The following is a 16837-nucleotide window of genomic DNA, read 5'->3' as shown; positions in this document are numbered from 1 at the left end:
TAAAAGTTGATTGGCGGTTTAAATTGGCCAATCAACTTCGTTTAAGGTATCCAGCTGCGTGCTGGTATTTTCATTGCCTTGCCATTTATTAGTGTAAACAGCGTGCGGGTCAAACTGTAACGTTTGTTTTTCAATATTGAAGTGCCTACCACCACGCGGATCAACGCCTACACCTACTATATATTGCCAATTACCCCAATTAGCGGCTACATCGTAATCAATCAATTGTTGTTCAAAATAAGCTGCCCCATAGCGCCAATCAAGGCCAAGCTCGTTCACTAAGCAGCTTGCTGCAATTTGCCTTGCTCTATTTGATATATAACCCGTAGCGTTTAGCTCGTTCATAATGGCATTGACTAATGGGTAGGGTGTTGAGCCATTACACCATGCAGCAAAGCGGTTTGGCATAAATGTAGTAAGGGGTTTTGTTTGTTTTTGGCCTTTAAAATTAAACAGGCTTTTACCTGCCTTAAGTGCATGCCATTTAAAATATTCTCGCCATAGCAATTCAAATTTAATCCAGTAAGTAGACTCGTTTGTTATTTGGTTATGTTCGTACGCCTCAACTGCTTTATAAACTTGCCGCGCACTTACACAGCCAAAAGCAAGCCAGGTACTAAATTTTGTGGTGTTATTAAAGCCATCAAGCTCGTTTCGAGTTATTTTATAAGTACTTGGTAGTAAACCTGAAAAGTATTGCTTTAAGTGTGTTTGCGCACTTTTAAACCCGCCATGCATTACACCATTATTTGCTATACGCTCTAAAGGTTTTTTAGCGCACAGGGTTATTGGCTGAGGGAGCAAACCGTTTGGTAATGTTGAAAGTGAAATGGGGCTAGTGGCGGCCTCTACCTTTTTACGAAACGGGGTAAAGTGTTTAGGTAATTCGCTTAAATCAAAGGGGAGGTCACTTTGCTTAAAGAGCGTGTCTTGCTGCGCCCCTGTAAACTGTACATTGGGGCAATGTGCTTTGAGTAAGTTTATTTGGCGTTGCTCGTACAGGCCAAATTGCTCGCTGTATACAACTTCATCAATATTTTGCTTATTAATACGCGCTTTCAAAAGCGATACAGGTTCCCCTTCAAGCACATGCAGGGTTTGCCCGCGCTCAATAAGTGCTTGTTGGAGTTCGTACAAGCTTTGCATTAAAAACTGCTGTTTATGCACGCCATACGGCTTTTGTTGATAGTTATTATTTTTAAACCAGTGCGGGTTTATTACAAATACAATATCGAGCGCACATTGCTTAGTAGCAAGTTCGCTTAAAATAGGGTTGTCGTCTATTCGTAAATCGTTTTGTAGCCAATATAAAATGCGTTTGCTCATAGGTTTACTCAGGTTTTTGTAATCATTAACTTTACGAAGCAAAAGCGGGTAGGGATTAGTTTTGAGGTGTTTAAGAGGGTTTTAAAAAGAGGCGGCAAATAATACCGCCTCCTTTAATGTTAAATAGCCGATTTTTGTTTTGCTATCCAATCGTTTATTACGTCTTCTAATACTTCCATAGGCAGCGAGCCTTGGCCGATAACGGTGTCGTGAAAGCTGCGAATATCAAACTTAGCCCCGAGTTCTTTTTCGGCTTTTGCACGCAGTTCGCGTATTTTTATTTCGCCCATTTTGTACGAAAGCGCTTGGCCTGGCCATGATATATAACGATCTATTTGATCCTCCACCGCGCTTTGTGGCAAAGCAGTGTGATCTGCCAAGTAGTCAATTGCCTTTTGGCGGCTCCAGCCAAATGCATGAATACCGGTATCAACAACGAGTCTCACGGCGCGCCACATTTCGTAACCTAAACGACCAAAGTCGCTGTATGGGTCTTGATAAAAGCCGGCTTCTTTACCTAAGCGTTCGGTGTAAAGTGCCCAGCCTTCGCCAAATGCTGAGTGGCTAAGTGTGCGTCTAAATTCGGGTACATTTAACTCCATTGCAATAGCGTTTTGTAAATGGTGCCCTGGTATTGCCTCGTGCAGGCTTAGCGCTTCTAAATTATACAAAGGTTGCAACTTAGGTGTTGAGGCTAAAAAGTAAGTGCCAGGGGAGCGGTTATCAGCAGGTGGCATATAAAACGCGCCGCGACTCGCTGAGCCTTTTATAGTAAAGGTGTTTCGCGGTAAATGATTAAAGTAGGTGGGTAACTTGCCATACATTTTTTGCGTAATAAAGGCTGTTTTTTCAAGCAGGTCTTGCGCGTCTGTTGCGTAAAATTGCTCATCGGTCGCTAAAAATTCTAAAAACTCAGCATACGTGCTATCAAAACCTACTTTATCAATGATGTTTTGCATTTGCGTTTTTATACGCGCCACTTCTTTTAAGCCAAGCTCATGAATTTGCTTTGGTGTGGCATTGGTTGTGGTGTAGTAATTAACTGCATATTTGTAATACTCAAGCCCGCCTTTAACGCTTGAAATACCTGGCTGCGCTCTACAGTTAGGCATGTAGTCGTTTTCAAAAAAGTCGTAAAAGTGCTGATAAGCCGGTACTACTTTTGAGCTAATTAAGGCTTTTGCTTTGTTTTGGTATGTGGCCTTTTGCTCTGCTGTAAACGTATTTGGTATACGTGTAAAGGGCTCGTATAAGGCACTGTTTTCAGGTTGCTTAACAATATGAGCGTTAATGCTCTGGCTGTAATTTTTAAATGTTTTGCAGTAGTGCGTATACCCCAGTTCAATTCCTTCCTTCATCAAGTTAATGTTTTCTTGATTAAAGCGAGGGTAGTCGGCAAGGCTTACTAAAAATGCGTTGTAATCATCAGGTGTTAAAAATGCCATATTAGCCGGTGCTTCGGCAAAGTAGGTATGCCAGCCACTTAAAAAGTTAACCTGAAAATACTTATCTTGAAAAAGGTAACTTTGCTGCTCTGTTTCTCGCTCGTATTTAAATAAACGGTAGTTCATTAATTGCGAGCTGCTCAGCGTTTTAGGATCTATTTTACTTAAGCTTTTTAATACATTGTTATTATAAGCTTGGCGCTTTGCAATGGCTTGTTCGGTCCAATTTGGTAATGTACCACTGGGTTTCCAACCATCAGGGTCGGTACGAAAGAATATTTTTTCGGCTTTTGCATTTTGCCAATGGTTATCAATAATGGTTTTTAAATCTGCATTGCTATCGGCTGCGCTCGGCAGTGATGCTACAGCTAAGCAAATAGCTAAAATTGTTTTTTTAAACATATTATTCTCATTTTTAGCGCGTTAATTTTTATTAGTTTACGCACATGTGTCATTTTTGTTTTTAATATAGTACCAAGTTAACCTTATCAATGCGCTTACTTTTATAACCAGTATCAATCGGTTTTACTTTTGATTGAACAAATTTCACCGCTGAAATGAGTGGGCCACTAGTTTATTGTTTTATCAGCGTTTAGAATGACTAAAACTAATTACAATAAAAGACTGTCATGTTTAATAAAGTAATAGCGCTGATTGATGAAGCTAATAACCTAGACCCTAATACTGAGCAGTACAATGGGCAAAGCTTTCCAAAAGAGTATTTATACGCCTTGCGTATGAGCGAAATGTTAACTCGCTTTAAACCTAACGCCGATGCACTCATGCAAGTTGCAGTGCGCGCACAGCATATTCAGCGTTGGAAGTCGCCACGTAGCGACTTTGAAATGAACAAGCAGGGTTATCATCAATGGCGCAGCGCACTTTATATTTTTCATGCGTCACTAGCCGTTGAATTAATGAAACAGGCTGGGTTTAACGATACGGACCAAAACCGTGCTTATAACGCTGTTGCTAAAAAAGATATTAAGCGCAATCCAGATAGCCAACTAGTTGAAGATGTAGCAAGTTTGGTATTTATTGAGCACTACATGCTTGGGTTTGCCAATGCAAAACCAGATTACAATGAAGAAAAATGGATTGGTATTATTCGTCGTACATGGCAAAAAATGTCAGATGAAGCCCATGAGTTTGTACTTGCAGGTAATATTACGTTACCGGCGCCGCTTGTTGGGCTTATTCACAAAGCACTTGAGTAAAAGAAAATAAATAAAAAGGAATTTTAAATGTATTGTCCTCGTAGTAATACGCCACTTGAACCTTTACTTGTTGGCGGGATTACTGTTTTTACGTCAGCGCAAGGCGGCGTATTTTTTGATAACAGCCAAATTTTTAAGTTTAGCTCGCCGGAGTTAAAGCATGCTCAGGTTTTACTTAAGTATTTGAGTAATTATACCGAAGGTGAGGGCGAAGTCTCATCGCGAGTAAATTGCCCTAAATGTTTAAGTATTGTGATGATGCGCCGGTATTTTTCGCCGCTTAAAGTGGTTGAAATAGACGAATGCCCAGGTTGTGCAGGCATATGGCTTGATAGCGGCGAGCTGGCAAAAATACACGAAAACCATTTAACCCCCCGAGAGCGAAAGCTGTTAGCCCACGAAATGGCAACCAATCATGGGTTTATAACTATTAAGCCGCCAAAATCAAAGTATTACCCCAGAGCGCCTAAAAATGTTCAAGACACGACAGTTGAACGGCTGGTGCAATTAGCATTACTTAATTTTTAGTAATAAAAAACAGCGTACTAAAAAGTACGCCGTTTTTTTGTAATAAATTAACGCTTATGCAGTTTATTTATTACGGTTTTCTTTTGCAAATGCACGTATTTTACGTTTTTGCGAAAGCGTTACTTTGTTAGTACGCCCTGCAAATGGGTTATCACCTTCTCTAAATTCAATTTTGATTGGGGTGCCCATAATTTTCAGTGCTTTACGGTAATAGTTCATCAGGTAGCGTTTGTAGCTATCTGGTAAATCGTGAACTTGGTTACCATGAATTACAATACGTGGCGGGTTATAACCACCGGCATGCGCATATTTAAGCTTAACACGACGACCACGAACAAGCGGCGGCTGGTGATCGGCCTGTGCCATGTCCATAATACGGCGAAGCATTGCGGTGCTAATACGCTTAGTTGCTGACTCGTACGCTTCATCAACCGATTCAAATAAATGACCAACACCTGTACCGTGAAGTGCAGATATAAAGTGTAAGCGTGCAAAGTCAATAAAGCCTAAACGGCGATCAAGCTCTGTTTTAATACGATCTTTAACGTAGTCGTCAAGGCCATCCCATTTATTAACGGCAATAACCAGCGAACGACCTGAGTTAAGAGCAAAACCTAATAAGCTTAAGTCTTGATCAGAAATACCATCGCGCGCATCCACAACAAGTAAAACCACGTTACAATCTTCGATTGCTTGTAATGTTTTAATTACTGAGAACTTTTCAACTACGTCACTTACTTTTTTACGCTTACGAACACCGGCTGTGTCAATTAACACATACTCTTTGTCGTTACGCGTCATTGGAATATAAATAGAATCGCGCGTTGTACCTGGCATATCATATACAATTACACGATCTTCACCCAATATACGGTTTGTAAGTGTTGACTTACCAACGTTAGGGCGACCAATAATAGCAAGCTTTACAGGTTTGTCTGCAAACGCTTGATGATCGGTATCATCACCTTCGCCTTCTTCGTAAAGATCGATTAATTCTTCGTCATCACCTGTTACTTCTTCATCTTGAGCAGCTAGTTCAGCAATAAGCGGCTGAAGTGTTTGTTCAAGTAATAGGGTAATACCACGGCCATGTGCAGCTGCAATGTGATGTATTTCACCTAATGATAATTGGTAAAATTCAGCACAGTTTGAATCTGCATCAATGCCATCGGTTTTATTGGCAACAACAAAGCACTTTTTCTCTTGTTTACGCAAGTGATTAGCAATGGCTTGGTCAGCTACGGTCATACCTACACGAGCATCTACTAAAAACAGAACAATGTCGGCTTCTTCAATGGCTAGCAGAGATTGATCTGCCATTTCGATTTCGATGCCTTCTTCTGAGCCATCAATACCGCCCGTGTCTACCACGATAAATTCATAGCCATCGTAACTAGCTTGGCCATATTTTCTATCTCGTGTTAAACCTGGAAAATCGGCTACGAGTGCATCACGAGTACGTGTTAAACGGTTAAATAATGTGGACTTGCCCACATTGGGTCGCCCAACTAGAGCGATCACGGGAAGCATAAACTACCTCTTTAAAAAACAACAAAAGGCTTCGCAGTGCGAAGCCTTACAAAAAACAATTAACTATTAGCAGGTTATACTAATAGCAGTCAGTTAGTTTGGTATTTTTACCATACTAACTTCACCATCGCGGGTGTATAAAATTAGCTTATCGTCGGCAACAACTGGCTCAACAAAAAAGCCCGAGCTGTCAAAGTCTTCTCGAGATACTAGCTCGCCAGTTTCTTTATTTAGCCAATGTAGGTTACCTTCTTGGTCGCCTAAAGCTAAGTGGCTACCTGCAACTGCAGGGCCTGTTAGGTACCAACCACGTAGAGCGGGTTGGCTCCAACGTTCAATACCTGAATTTTTATCTAATGCGTAAATAACACCATCGCTATCTACTAAATAAATTGTTTGTGCATCCATCGCAATTTCGCGGTAGCTGCTGTACTCACGTTTCCATACTACGTTGCCAGAGCGAATATCTACAGCAGCTAAGTTGCCGTTGTAAGCTATAGCGTAAGCGTATGGACCGCTAATAAGTGGTTGAGTGTCTACGTCAACTAGGCGTTCAAATTCTGATGCGCCTTTAGCAACCGCAATTTCTGCGCTCCATGCTGAGTAACCACTGTCTGAAATTAAAACGCTTAGCTTGCCTGTTTCAAGGCCTACTAATACACCACCGTTAGCAACAGTTGGCGAGCTTTGTCCGCGTAATGTTAGTGGTGGAACTTCTTGTTCAAAACTCCAACGCTCTTCGCCCGTATCTGGGTGAAGGGCTAACAATTTACCAGAGCCTAAATTTACAAATATTAAGCCATCGCCTGCTGTTGGTTTAGACAGTGATTCGCCTGGTACATTTTTACGCCAAACTTCTTCACCGGTTTCGCGATCTAGGGCAATAATAAAGCCGTGTTCAGAACCTATATAAATTTTACCATAGGCTTGCAAAATACCACCTGATAATTTTGCATTACCGTTGTCAGCCCATGGCCAAAACGATAAATCTTGGCGTACATCGGTTTCCCACTTCGTATCGCCGTTAGTAAGCGAAAACGCTTCTACTTGGCCTTCGCGGCTAGCAACATATACAGTATCTTTGTAAACAGCTGGTGTTAAACGAGAAAAGTAATGCTCTACGCCATCACCTACAGATTCTTGCCAAACAACGTCAGTTTCAAATTGGTTTACAATTTCAGGAAGTACTAGTTCATCTTCATCATCACTTGATGAACAACCCATCAGTGTTGCCATACATAGGGCAAGGGCTGCTGTTGTAAATTTTTTCATACCTAAAACCTTATGCCGCTGGGCTAGTTACTGCTAGGTCATCTAACTTAATTTGTAATAGTGGGTTACTTGTTAATCCACCCGCATCTATTGCTGCTTGGTATGCAGTACGTGCTTGATCTTTGTTACCTTGCTGTGTGTAAATGTCGCCTTTAAGCTCGGCAACGTTTGCATTGAATGCTTCAGGTAATGGTGCATTTAATGTAGTTAATGCATCGTCATAGTTAGTTTGTGCAATTTGAATTCGCGCTAAACGTGTAATCGCAATTGCTTTTAATTCTGTATTTTCAGTATTAGACACTATCCAGCTTAGCTTTTCGCTTGCTACATCTAATTTTTTTGCTTCTACAGCGTCTTTTGCAGCAACAAATGCAGCAAGTGTTGCGTAGTTTGTATCTTTATTTTCGCTAATAAACGCATCAGCTGAAGATAATACATCATCACTTTCAACAAGCGCTGTATATGAATCTGATGCTTTTTCAGCGGTAGTAATTTGGTTTTGGTTATATGCTTTCCAGCCATATAAGCCACCAAGGCCAACAAGTATGCCTAGTGCAAGTGAAATGCCGTTTTCACGGAAAAAGCGTTTAATGGCTTCTGCTTGTTGTTCTTCTGTTGAATAAATATCCATTCTTACCTCTAATGTTCGCTTAGCCGTTAATAAGCTCAGCTAATAGCGCTTTAGCTTGTTCTAATTCTAATGTGACTTGTTCTTTACGCTCGCGTAAATACTTGATGGTCACAACGCCTTTTTCTAATTCATCTTCACCAATAATCACTGCAACAAGTGCATCGCTTTTATCAGCACGTTTTAATTGTTTTTTAAAGTTGCCGCCGCCCGCATGCACCATAACGCGTAAACCCGGTACGTCTTTACGTAGTTGCGCTGCAATTGCAGGAGCTTGAATGCTTGCTTTGTCGCCCATTGCTGCTAAATATACATCAGCATTACGACGAATGTCACCTACACACTCAAGCGCTTGTAGTAATAACACTAAGCGCTCTAGACCCATTGCAAAACCAACAGCTGGGGTTGCTTTGCCGCCAAGCTGTTCAACTAAGCCGTCGTAACGACCGCCAGCACATACAGTGCCTTGTGCGCCTAAGCTGTCGGTTACCCATTCAAATACGGTACGGTTGTAGTAGTCTAAACCACGTACTAACTTTTCATTAACCGTATATGAGACGCCAGCAGCGTCTAAACGTTCACATAAATTTTCAAAATGTTCTTTTGATTCAGCGTCTAAGTTTTCAGACAATTTAGGCGCATCAGTTAAAATTGCTTGTACGTCTGGGTTTTTGCTATCAAGTACGCGTAATGGATTTGAATACATACGTCGTTTTGAGTCTTCATCAAGCACATCAATGTGTTGCTCAAGGTAGGCTACTAACGCATCACGGTAATCTGCACGCGCTTCGTTAGAGCCTAAAGAATTTAGCTCTAAACGAACGTGGTCAGTAATACCAAAGGCTTCCCATAGTTGCGCTGTTAATAAAATAACTTCTGCGTCTATGTCGGCTGTGGCAATACCAAATGTTTCTAAACCAAATTGGTGAAACTGACGGTAACGACCTTTTTGCGGACGCTCGTGACGAAACATTGGACCCATGTACCAAAGGCGTTGTTCTTGGTTATATAGTAAGCCATTTTGATTGCCAGCACGTACGCATACTGCGGTGCCTTCTGGACGAAGTGTTAATAAGTCGCCATTGCGATCGGCAAAGGTGTACATTTCTTTTTCTACTATATCGGTAACTTCACCAATAGAGCGTTTAAATAAGTCGGTTGATTCTACAATAGGAAAACGAATTTCTTGATAACCGAACGATGCTACTGTCTCGCGTAAAATGCTTTCTACTTTCTGCCAAACTTGTGTATCGCCCGGCAGACAATCGTTCATACCGCGAACTGCCTGAATTTGTTTTGCCACTGATAAATCCTAAATGCTGTTTATGTGTAATAAAAAATGCTTACACAACAAGAATGCTAAAAATTGACCCGCTATTATAGCGTTCTGGTCATAAAGGTAAACGCCAAACACCGCTGTTTGGCGCTTTATACGGTATTTATTCGACTATTTTAATATCGATAGGTGTTTGCTGCTCTTTTTGAGCAATAAAGTCGCGCACGTAGCCTTCGAGCTGGTCAACAATGTTGTTGTTGTCAATACGCGCTTTTTGGCGCTCACCATTAATGTATAAACCTGAGCGACGGTTTGCACCGGCAAGGCCAATATCACTCACAAGGGCTTCACCTGGGCCGTTTACAACACAGCCAATTACCGAAACCGATACAGGCTCAATAATATCTTCAAGGCGCTCTTCTAGCTGGTTCATGGTGCTTACTACATCAAACTCTTGACGAGAACAGCTTGGGCAGGCAATAAAGTTAATACCGCGCGAACGTATGCGCAGCGATTTTAAAATATCAAAACCTACTTTAATTTCTTGAACAGGGTCAGCTGCAAGCGACACTCGCAGTGTATCGCCAATACCTTCGGCAAGTAGCATACCTAAACCTACGGCTGATTTAACCGAGCCAGATCGCATGCCGCCCGCTTCGGTAATACCTAAATGCAGTGGTTGGTCTATTTCTTTAGCGAGTAAGCGATAGGCGCCTATCGCTAAAAATACGTCTGATGCTTTTACCGATATTTTAAATTGGTCAAAATCAAGGCGGCGTAATATATCTACATGGCGCATTGCTGATTCTAATAAGGCTTCAGGTGTAGGCTCGCCATATTTTTCTTGTAAGTCGCGCTCAAGTGAGCCGCCATTTACACCAATACGAATAGGAATGTTATGCTCGCGAGCCGAATCGACCACAGCTCTTATACGCTCTTCGCTACCTATATTACCTGGGTTTATGCGCAGACAATCTACGCCGTACTTTGCCACTTTTAAGGCTATACGGTAATCAAAGTGAATATCGGCTACTAGCGGAATAGTCACTTGTTCTTTAATACTTTTAAACGCTTCAGCTGCGTCCATAGTCGGTACTGATACACGCACTATGTCGGCACCTGCATCTTGTATTGCCTGAATTTGTGCAACGGTTGCATCAACATCCATGGTGTCGGTATTGGTCATTGATTGCACAGCAATAGGGGCGCCGTCACCAATAGGGACGTTACCTACATTGATACGGGTGGATTTTCTGCGTTTAATTGGGGATTCTGAAAACATAGCGACTACTCTGCTAGTGGTAATGTAAATTTGGCTAAACGGTTTTTAGGAAATGCAGAAACATCTACAGGTTCGCCGTTTAAAGTAATGTCTACAGCGTCATGCTTACCAAGCACAACTGAAAAAGGAGGCGTTCCGATTACGGTCATAATGTAGCCTGCTTTTTTAACGCCGAATGCTATTTTTTCGCCTTCGCCATCGTAAATTTCAACCCAACTTTCGCCGTTAAAGTTCATAACAATTGTACTGCTAGCATCTTCTTGGCTTTCGTTGTTAGATGTAATAGGAGCCGTTTCTGTAACGGCTTCTGAGCTTGTTGATGTTTCAAGCGTATCTTTTGATTCTAATAGTGATTCGTCGTTAATTTCGGCTTGTTGCTGTTGCTGTAAAATACTGGGTTGAGCTGCTTGTCGTTCACTCATTATTGAGTTGGCAACGTTTATTTTACTGGTTTGCTCTTCAATGGGGGTAGCGTTTTGCCAAAACCATAAAGCAGATGAGCCAATAACAATCGCTAAAATTAAATAACTAAAAAACATTAAACGGTTGTCGCTTGCTTCTTTTTCTGTTCGGCGCGAAAAGCTTTGCATATTAGCGGGCTTGGTCGGCTCTGGTGGGGCCGGCATCATTGCTAATATAGGTGCGCTATCGACTTTTAATTCACGGCAATAATTTTTTATATAGCCTTTAACAAAAGTGATAGGGCCTAGTAACGCAAATTCATCATTTTCAAGGCGTTTAATTTGAAGTTCAGACAGCTTTAACGGTGCAGCGATAGTTGCGATGCTAACGTTTGCTTGCTCTCTATGATTTTTTAGTATTTGTCCTACAGTTGGCTGTTCGCTCTGTGTTTGCGTATTTTCTTCATTCATAATGTGTATGAGTCTGGATCCACTAGTAAAAGTCTGTGCCCTGGTTTTAATGCTATATCAGGACTTAATTTATTCCATCGCATTAATTCATCAATTAATACATGCCGCTGGGTAGCTATATCGTAAAGGGAATCACCAGCTTTAATTTCGTAATAAATATTAGGATCGTTTAGGTATATTTTACTTCCATTCATTACCCGATCCGACTCTTTTAAACCATTCCATTGCAGGAGTTTTTGTAGTTTAACATTGTATCGCACCGAAATGCTAAATAGGTTTTCGCCAACAGCAATTACATGAAATGGCACGCGTAAAGGCGATACTTTAGGATTAAGCATTGGAAGCTCAGTTTTTTGCACTGCTTCGTAGCTTTTAAATTCAATATCAGCATTATTTTGATAGTTGCTGTTTTCAAAAACGGTTGTATTTTTAGTCGCTTCGTAGAATACCACGTCACTACTGTTTTTTTGATTCGTAACTGCAGGTGCAGAATTACTGTAGTTACTAGTTTGCTGCGAATTAAACTGGCCTGTTTTAGGTGCGCCAAACGAGATTATTGTTACCTCGTCATCGGCTTTAGCCGGTTGTTTTGTCGCTATAACTTCTTTTTGAGGTTCTAAAACGGGTTGCGCTTTTTCAGGCGCTGCTACTATAGAATCTGCAGAGTCGTGCTCAGTAGTAAGTGCAAGCATAACAGCCGATGTATCGGTAGGGTTGCTTGGCGCGACGACTTTAGGAGCTTCTTCTTTTTGGGTCGTTACTTGTTTTGCTATTACGGTTGCTTCGTCGGCTTGCGTAATGAGCGTATTTGGCAATGCTTGAGCTTGCTTTTCTCTTGCTATAACTGGATTTACATCTTGGTTATTTGCTGTTGCGAGCTTTTTATCTGTTTTTTGTTCGTTGTTTGTTACCAAGCTTGTTGAACCGTCCTGTGGCGAACGTTTCTTTCTAATAACTTTTATTTTTGGTTTTGAACTAACGTGTGCGCCGCTTGCGTCATTTTTTAGTTCTTTTAACTGCGCTTTACGGTATTTTTCTCGCAGTATTTCAAACTCATTAAAGCGTGTTCTTTTCTCTTTTAACGCATAGGCTTCGTTGCTGGTAGAGTAAGTTTGCAAAATAGTGTTGGAAATTTTTTCAGCTTCTTCAATTCTGCCCATTCGGTTTTTTACAAGGTAGCTAAGCATTAATGCGCGAGAAGATACTCGGCCCGTACTTTCATAGCGTTTTATAAGTTCACTGGCTTTGTACAAGTCACTTTTAGCGTAATACAGTGCGGCTAAGCTAATTAATGTAGATGTTCGCTGAGAGCTGTGATTAAGTGCCTGTTGAAAGTAGCTTTCTGCATTTTCAAAATCATCAAATTCAATAGCACACAAGGCTAAATTTTCGTAGCTTTCGGCAACGCGAATATAACTTGGTACTTCAATAGCTTTTAAAAATTGATCAGTTGCACGATCGTATTCATCAATACCACATAAAAACACACCGTAGTTATTGAGGGTGTTAGGATCGTCTGGCTTGATTTCAAGTGCTTTTTGGTAGGCTTTATCAGCTAGCGGGTTTTCGCCCACTTGTTGGTAGTAATAAGCAAGAGAGTAATGTACTTCAGGTAGGTCAGGAGCAAATGCTGCTGCACGTTCTAAATTGTATTTGGCTTGAGAATTATTACCCGTTTTTAAATACTGTAGGGCTAAAGCAATTCGTGTTCGTGCTGCGCCAGTATTATTAACTTTATTTTCGACGACGGGTTTATTACTGCCGTTATAACTACTTTCGCTCACACAGCCACTTAGGGCAAGTGTTGATAGTGTTATAGCAAGTATAGATCGCATTACCTTATCTCTTTATTTTTAGTCCATGTCGCCTATCTTACCTAAAAGCTTTACTCTTGCATCATTTATTTAAAAATAAACAACTTAACAGCCTTATATGGTTTATTCATATAAGGCTGTTACAGATTATGCTTGGTGGATATTAACGGCAATCGCGTTATCGTCGCGGATTTTCTTTTTAGCTAAGCGTTTAGTACGGTCAACTACGTCACCGACTAACTGACCGCAAGCTGCGTCAATATCATCGCCGCGAGTACGGCGCACAATACAGGTTACACCTGCAGCTTGTAGTACTTTTGAAAAGCGGTCGATACGGCTATTACTTGAGCGTGTGTACTCGTTACCCGGGAACGGGTTAAACGGAATAAGGTTTACCTTAGACGGTGTGCCTTTTAACGTTTGTACTAATGCATGCGCTTGGTCAGTGCTGTCGTTAATGCCATTAAGCATAACGTATTCAACAGTCACGTCTTTATTAGCCTTTGAACCGTCGATATAACGACGACACGCCGCTAAAAACTCTTCAATAGGGTACTTTTTATTAACAGGTACTAAAATATCACGCAGTGCGTTATCTGGTGCGTGAAGTGATATAGCCAGTGCTACGTCAATTTTTTCTTTTAGTAAATCAAGAGCAGGTACAACGCCTGAAGTACTTAATGTTACGCGGCGCTTAGATAAACCAAAGCCCCAATCGTCCATCATTAGTTCCATTGCTGGCACTACGTTTTTAAGATTAAGTAAAGGCTCGCCCATACCCATCATTACAACATTAGTCACTGGGCGCTTTTCGCTATGACCATCAAGGCCTATATCTTTAGCTACACGCCAAACTTGGCCAATAATTTCAGATACTTTTAAGTTACGGTTAAAGCCTTGTTGAGCAGTAGAACAAAAAGTACATTCAAGCGCACAACCCACTTGTGATGATACACATAACGTAGCGCGCTCTTTTTCAGGGATCCAAACGGCTTCTACTTCTTGGCCGCCTTCAAGAATAAGCGCGTACTTAATAGTGCCGTCGCTTGCTTGCTGGCGAACGGTGATCTCTGGCGCTACAATTTCGCATTCAGCTTTAAGTTTTTCTTTAAGCTTTTTATTTACGTTGCTCATATCGTCGAAGTTATCTACGCCAAAATGATAAATCCATTTCATCACCTGGTCACTACGAAACGGCTTTTCACCGAACGATGCAAATAGCTCGCGCATTGCTTCTCGGTTTAAATCTAATAAGTTAATCTTTTTTTGCTCGGTCATGAAACAACCTCAATCGGTGACGGTGGAGATAAAATTTACGAGGACGAATTGTACACAATTCACTCACTTTAATCATTAAGTAAAACATCATGAGTTTCTGATTAATACTTTACGTAATGACTAAAAAAGGGCCCGAAAGCCCTTTTCAATATGTTAACGAATTCGAATTAACGAGTACGTGAACAAAGCTCTTCGTCAGCGAAGAAGTACGCGATTTCGCGAGCAGCAGATTCAACAGCGTCAGAACCGTGAACAGCATTTTCGTCGATGCTATCAGCGTAGTCTGCACGTAAAGTACCAGCTAGTGCTTCAGCAGGGTTAGTAGCACCCATGATTTCACGGTTTTTAAGAACAGCGTTTTCGCCTTCAAGAACTGTAACCATTACTGGACCAGATGTCATGAAAGATACTAAAGCGCCAAAGAAAGGACGTTCGCTATGTTCTGCGTAGAAACCTTCAGCTTTCTCTTGTGAAAGGTGAACCATTTTAGCTGCAACGATTTTAAGGCCAGCAGTTTCGAAACGGTTGTAGATAGCGCCAATGTGGTTTTTAGCAACTGCATCAGGTTTTACGATTGAGAAAGTACGCTCTAAAGCCATCTTTATGCTCCAATAATTTTAAGTAAAAGTGTGAATATTAACGGGCGCGAATTATACGCGTTTTAAGTGAAAAATCCTAATTTTATTAAAAACCAGTTTGATTGCTGTTTTATGATCTCGATCAAATTTAAATTATTAGCCATATTTATACTGCTGCGCTTGTGTTTATGTATTTTTCAATAACACCAATTTCACTGGATTAATGCTTAATTTTTCAATCAAATTGGTAAAACTCATGCAACTGGTTTAAACCCAGTTCGATGTATGGAGCGCACATGTTACCCGTTATTTCTTCAATGCCTTTTATTCCTGAATTATTATGCCCCGCAGGCAGTTTAAAAAACATGCGCTACGCGTTTGCTTATGGCGCAGATGCGGTTTATGCGGGGCAGCCTCGTTATAGCTTGCGTGTGCGTAATAATGAGTTTGACCTAGACACTCTGCAAGTCGGCATTAGTGAAGCCCATGCGCAAAATAAAAAGTTTTATGTGGTGTCTAATATTGCGCCGCATAATGCCAAAGTTAAATCGTATTTACGTGACATTGAACCTGTTATTGCTATGGGGCCTGATGCGCTGATTATGTCAGACCCTGGTTTGATTATGCTTGTTCGTGAAAAATGGCCAGCCATGCCTATTCACTTATCAGTACAGGCGAATGCGGTAAATTACGCAAGTGTACAATTTTGGGCAAAACAGGGGATTGAACGTGTTATTTTATCACGGGAGTTGTCGCTCGAAGAAATAACCGAAATACGCACACTCTGCCCAGACACCGAACTTGAAGTGTTTGTACATGGTGCGCTTTGTATGGCGTATTCGGGGCGTTGTTTGCTCTCTGGTTACATAAATAAGCGCGATCCAAATCAAGGCACGTGTACTAATGCATGTAGATGGGATTATGATGTAAAACCAGGGGTTGAAAACGAAACCGGCGAAATGGTGCATAAAATTGACCCCAAACAGGTGATTCCTACTCTGGGTGAAGGCGCGCCAAGTAACGATGTATTTATGCTAGAGGAACAAGGTCGCCCTGGTGAGTATATGCCTGCGTTTGAGGATGAACACGGCACGTATATTATGAACTCAAAAGATTTACGCGCAGTACAATACGTAGAGCAGTTAACAGAAATGGGTGTACATAGTTTAAAAATAGAAGGGCGTACTAAGTCATTTTATTATGTAGCGCGCACAGCACAAGTTTATCGCAAAGCAATAGACGATGCTGTTGCGGGTAAACCATTTGATAATAACTTATTTAAAACTCTCGAAAATCTAGCGCATCGTGGTTATACAGAAGGCTTTTTAAAACGCCATGCCCATCAAGATTATCAAAACTATGAGTACGGTCATTCTGTATCAACTAAACAGCAATTTGTGGGTGAAGTACTTGGGCGCTGCGAAAATGGATTAGTTGAAATAGACGTTAAAAATAAATTTTGTACAGGTCACTCCTTAGAGCTTATGACACCACAAGGTAACTTTACTTTTAAGCTTGAATATATGGAAAACAAAAAGGGCGAAAGTATTAGCGATGCTAAAGGCTCTGGTCACATTGTAAAAATACCGCTAAATGAAGGCATTAACTTAGCGCATGCTATTTTAATGCGTAATCTTGAGGAACACCAAGATACTCGTAATCCATTTAAACAAGCTGTTTAGCTACAGCTGAATATAGTTTTTTCAAAAAACTCGGGGTTATAAAAACCCCGAGTTTGCGACTTTAGAGGGCGTTCAGAATTCTGTGTCAGCCTAAATTGCTAAATATCTA

At 41.0% G+C, this 16837-nt stretch carries 14 protein-coding genes; 3 read left to right on the top strand and 11 right to left on the bottom strand.

The window, feature by feature from the left end; genetic code table 11:
• Nucleotides 1-18: 18 nt before the first annotated feature.
• On the bottom strand, nucleotides 19-1326 hold the full coding sequence (locus GQR53_RS13355; protein WP_165744168.1) for a DASH family cryptochrome: 1308 nt from the start codon (nucleotides 1324-1326) through the stop codon (nucleotides 19-21).
• A gap of 119 nt (nucleotides 1327-1445) precedes the next feature.
• Nucleotides 1446-3173, bottom strand: a complete 1728-nt coding sequence (locus GQR53_RS13350) for a DUF885 domain-containing protein (protein WP_165744167.1) — start codon at nucleotides 3171-3173, stop codon at nucleotides 1446-1448.
• A 227-nt stretch (nucleotides 3174-3400) separates the two neighbouring features.
• Between GQR53_RS13350 and GQR53_RS13345 the strand changes: the two genes are divergently transcribed.
• A complete protein-coding gene (locus tag GQR53_RS13345) occupies nucleotides 3401-3988 on the top strand; it encodes a DUF4202 domain-containing protein (RefSeq protein WP_165744166.1) in 588 nt (195 codons plus the stop codon).
• A gap of 27 nt (nucleotides 3989-4015) precedes the next feature.
• Nucleotides 4016-4516 carry a zf-TFIIB domain-containing protein gene (locus GQR53_RS13340; RefSeq protein WP_165744165.1) on the top strand — a complete coding sequence of 167 codons (501 nt, stop codon included), beginning with the start codon at nucleotides 4016-4018 and terminating at the stop codon, nucleotides 4514-4516.
• Nucleotides 4517-4579: 63 nt separating this feature from the next.
• Here the strand turns inward: GQR53_RS13340 and der are convergent, their stop codons facing one another.
• The 9 genes from der to ndk form a co-directional block, all read right to left on the bottom strand.
• Nucleotides 4580-6046 carry a ribosome biogenesis GTPase Der gene (gene der / locus GQR53_RS13335; RefSeq protein WP_024597862.1) on the bottom strand — a complete coding sequence of 489 codons (1467 nt, stop codon included), beginning with the start codon at nucleotides 6044-6046 and terminating at the stop codon, nucleotides 4580-4582.
• Nucleotides 6047-6139: 93 nt separating this feature from the next.
• On the bottom strand, nucleotides 6140-7318 hold the full coding sequence (gene bamB / locus GQR53_RS13330; protein ID WP_165744164.1) for an outer membrane protein assembly factor BamB: 1179 nt from the start codon (nucleotides 7316-7318) through the stop codon (nucleotides 6140-6142).
• 10 nt (nucleotides 7319-7328) lie between these two features.
• Entirely contained in the window at nucleotides 7329-7949 is a 621-nt protein-coding gene (locus GQR53_RS13325; protein WP_002961300.1) for a tetratricopeptide repeat protein, read from the bottom strand.
• Between the two features lie 19 nt (nucleotides 7950-7968).
• The gene (hisS, locus tag GQR53_RS13320) at nucleotides 7969-9249 is read right to left on the bottom strand and encodes a histidine--tRNA ligase (protein WP_008168943.1); all 1281 of its coding nucleotides are present in this window, start codon (nucleotides 9247-9249) and stop codon (nucleotides 7969-7971) included.
• Nucleotides 9250-9385: 136 nt separating this feature from the next.
• Nucleotides 9386-10504 (bottom strand): flavodoxin-dependent (E)-4-hydroxy-3-methylbut-2-enyl-diphosphate synthase, encoded by a 1119-nt coding sequence (ispG, locus tag GQR53_RS13315; protein ID WP_165744163.1) that lies wholly within the window; start codon nucleotides 10502-10504, stop codon nucleotides 9386-9388.
• A gap of 5 nt (nucleotides 10505-10509) precedes the next feature.
• Nucleotides 10510-11376, bottom strand: a complete 867-nt coding sequence (locus GQR53_RS13310) for a RodZ domain-containing protein (protein WP_165744162.1) — start codon at nucleotides 11374-11376, stop codon at nucleotides 10510-10512.
• Complete coding sequence (pilW, locus tag GQR53_RS13305) at nucleotides 11373-13211, bottom strand: type IV pilus biogenesis/stability protein PilW (RefSeq protein ID WP_165744161.1); 1839 nt, start codon at nucleotides 13209-13211, stop codon at nucleotides 11373-11375. Before pilW ends, GQR53_RS13310 begins: the two co-directional genes overlap by 4 nt.
• Nucleotides 13212-13337: 126 nt before the next feature.
• Nucleotides 13338-14468 (bottom strand): bifunctional tRNA (adenosine(37)-C2)-methyltransferase TrmG/ribosomal RNA large subunit methyltransferase RlmN, encoded by a 1131-nt coding sequence (locus GQR53_RS13300; protein WP_165744160.1) that lies wholly within the window; start codon nucleotides 14466-14468, stop codon nucleotides 13338-13340.
• Nucleotides 14469-14635: 167 nt separating this feature from the next.
• Nucleotides 14636-15067 carry a nucleoside-diphosphate kinase gene (gene ndk / locus GQR53_RS13295; RefSeq protein WP_002961288.1) on the bottom strand — a complete coding sequence of 144 codons (432 nt, stop codon included), beginning with the start codon at nucleotides 15065-15067 and terminating at the stop codon, nucleotides 14636-14638.
• Between the two features lie 275 nt (nucleotides 15068-15342).
• Between ndk and yegQ the strand changes: the two genes are divergently transcribed.
• Nucleotides 15343-16728 carry a tRNA 5-hydroxyuridine modification protein YegQ gene (yegQ, locus tag GQR53_RS13290; RefSeq protein WP_165744159.1) on the top strand — a complete coding sequence of 462 codons (1386 nt, stop codon included), beginning with the start codon at nucleotides 15343-15345 and terminating at the stop codon, nucleotides 16726-16728.
• The last annotated feature ends 109 nt before the right edge of the window (nucleotides 16729-16837 follow it).

Origin of the sequence: Pseudoalteromonas sp. Z9A6 (genome assembly GCF_011378805.1) — a bacterium.
In the GTDB taxonomy this organism is placed as follows: domain Bacteria; phylum Pseudomonadota; class Gammaproteobacteria; order Enterobacterales; family Alteromonadaceae; genus Pseudoalteromonas; species Pseudoalteromonas distincta.
This window is presented reverse-complemented; position numbering and strand designations above follow the sequence as displayed.

What these genes read in the sequence shown, in the direction of transcription:
- bamB (WP_165744164.1), bottom strand. Translation starts at nt 7,318, where the DNA reads ATGAAAAAATTTACAACAGCAGCCCTTGCCCTATGTATGGCAACACTG.
- yegQ (WP_165744159.1), top strand. Translation starts at nt 15,343, where the DNA reads ATGTTACCCGTTATTTCTTCAATGCCTTTTATTCCTGAATTATTATGC.
- GQR53_RS13355 (WP_165744168.1), bottom strand. Translation starts at nt 1,326, where the DNA reads ATGAGCAAACGCATTTTATATTGGCTACAAAACGATTTACGAATAGAC.
- pilW (WP_165744161.1), bottom strand. Translation starts at nt 13,211, where the DNA reads ATGCGATCTATACTTGCTATAACACTATCAACACTTGCCCTAAGTGGC.
- GQR53_RS13300 (WP_165744160.1), bottom strand. Translation starts at nt 14,468, where the DNA reads ATGACCGAGCAAAAAAAGATTAACTTATTAGATTTAAACCGAGAAGCA.
- GQR53_RS13325 (WP_002961300.1), bottom strand. Translation starts at nt 7,949, where the DNA reads ATGGATATTTATTCAACAGAAGAACAACAAGCAGAAGCCATTAAACGC.
- der (WP_024597862.1), bottom strand. Translation starts at nt 6,046, where the DNA reads ATGCTTCCCGTGATCGCTCTAGTTGGGCGACCCAATGTGGGCAAGTCC.
- GQR53_RS13340 (WP_165744165.1), top strand. Translation starts at nt 4,016, where the DNA reads ATGTATTGTCCTCGTAGTAATACGCCACTTGAACCTTTACTTGTTGGC.
- GQR53_RS13345 (WP_165744166.1), top strand. Translation starts at nt 3,401, where the DNA reads ATGTTTAATAAAGTAATAGCGCTGATTGATGAAGCTAATAACCTAGAC.
- GQR53_RS13350 (WP_165744167.1), bottom strand. Translation starts at nt 3,173, where the DNA reads ATGTTTAAAAAAACAATTTTAGCTATTTGCTTAGCTGTAGCATCACTG.
- ispG (WP_165744163.1), bottom strand. Translation starts at nt 10,504, where the DNA reads ATGTTTTCAGAATCCCCAATTAAACGCAGAAAATCCACCCGTATCAAT.
- GQR53_RS13310 (WP_165744162.1), bottom strand. Translation starts at nt 11,376, where the DNA reads ATGAATGAAGAAAATACGCAAACACAGAGCGAACAGCCAACTGTAGGA.
- ndk (WP_002961288.1), bottom strand. Translation starts at nt 15,067, where the DNA reads ATGGCTTTAGAGCGTACTTTCTCAATCGTAAAACCTGATGCAGTTGCT.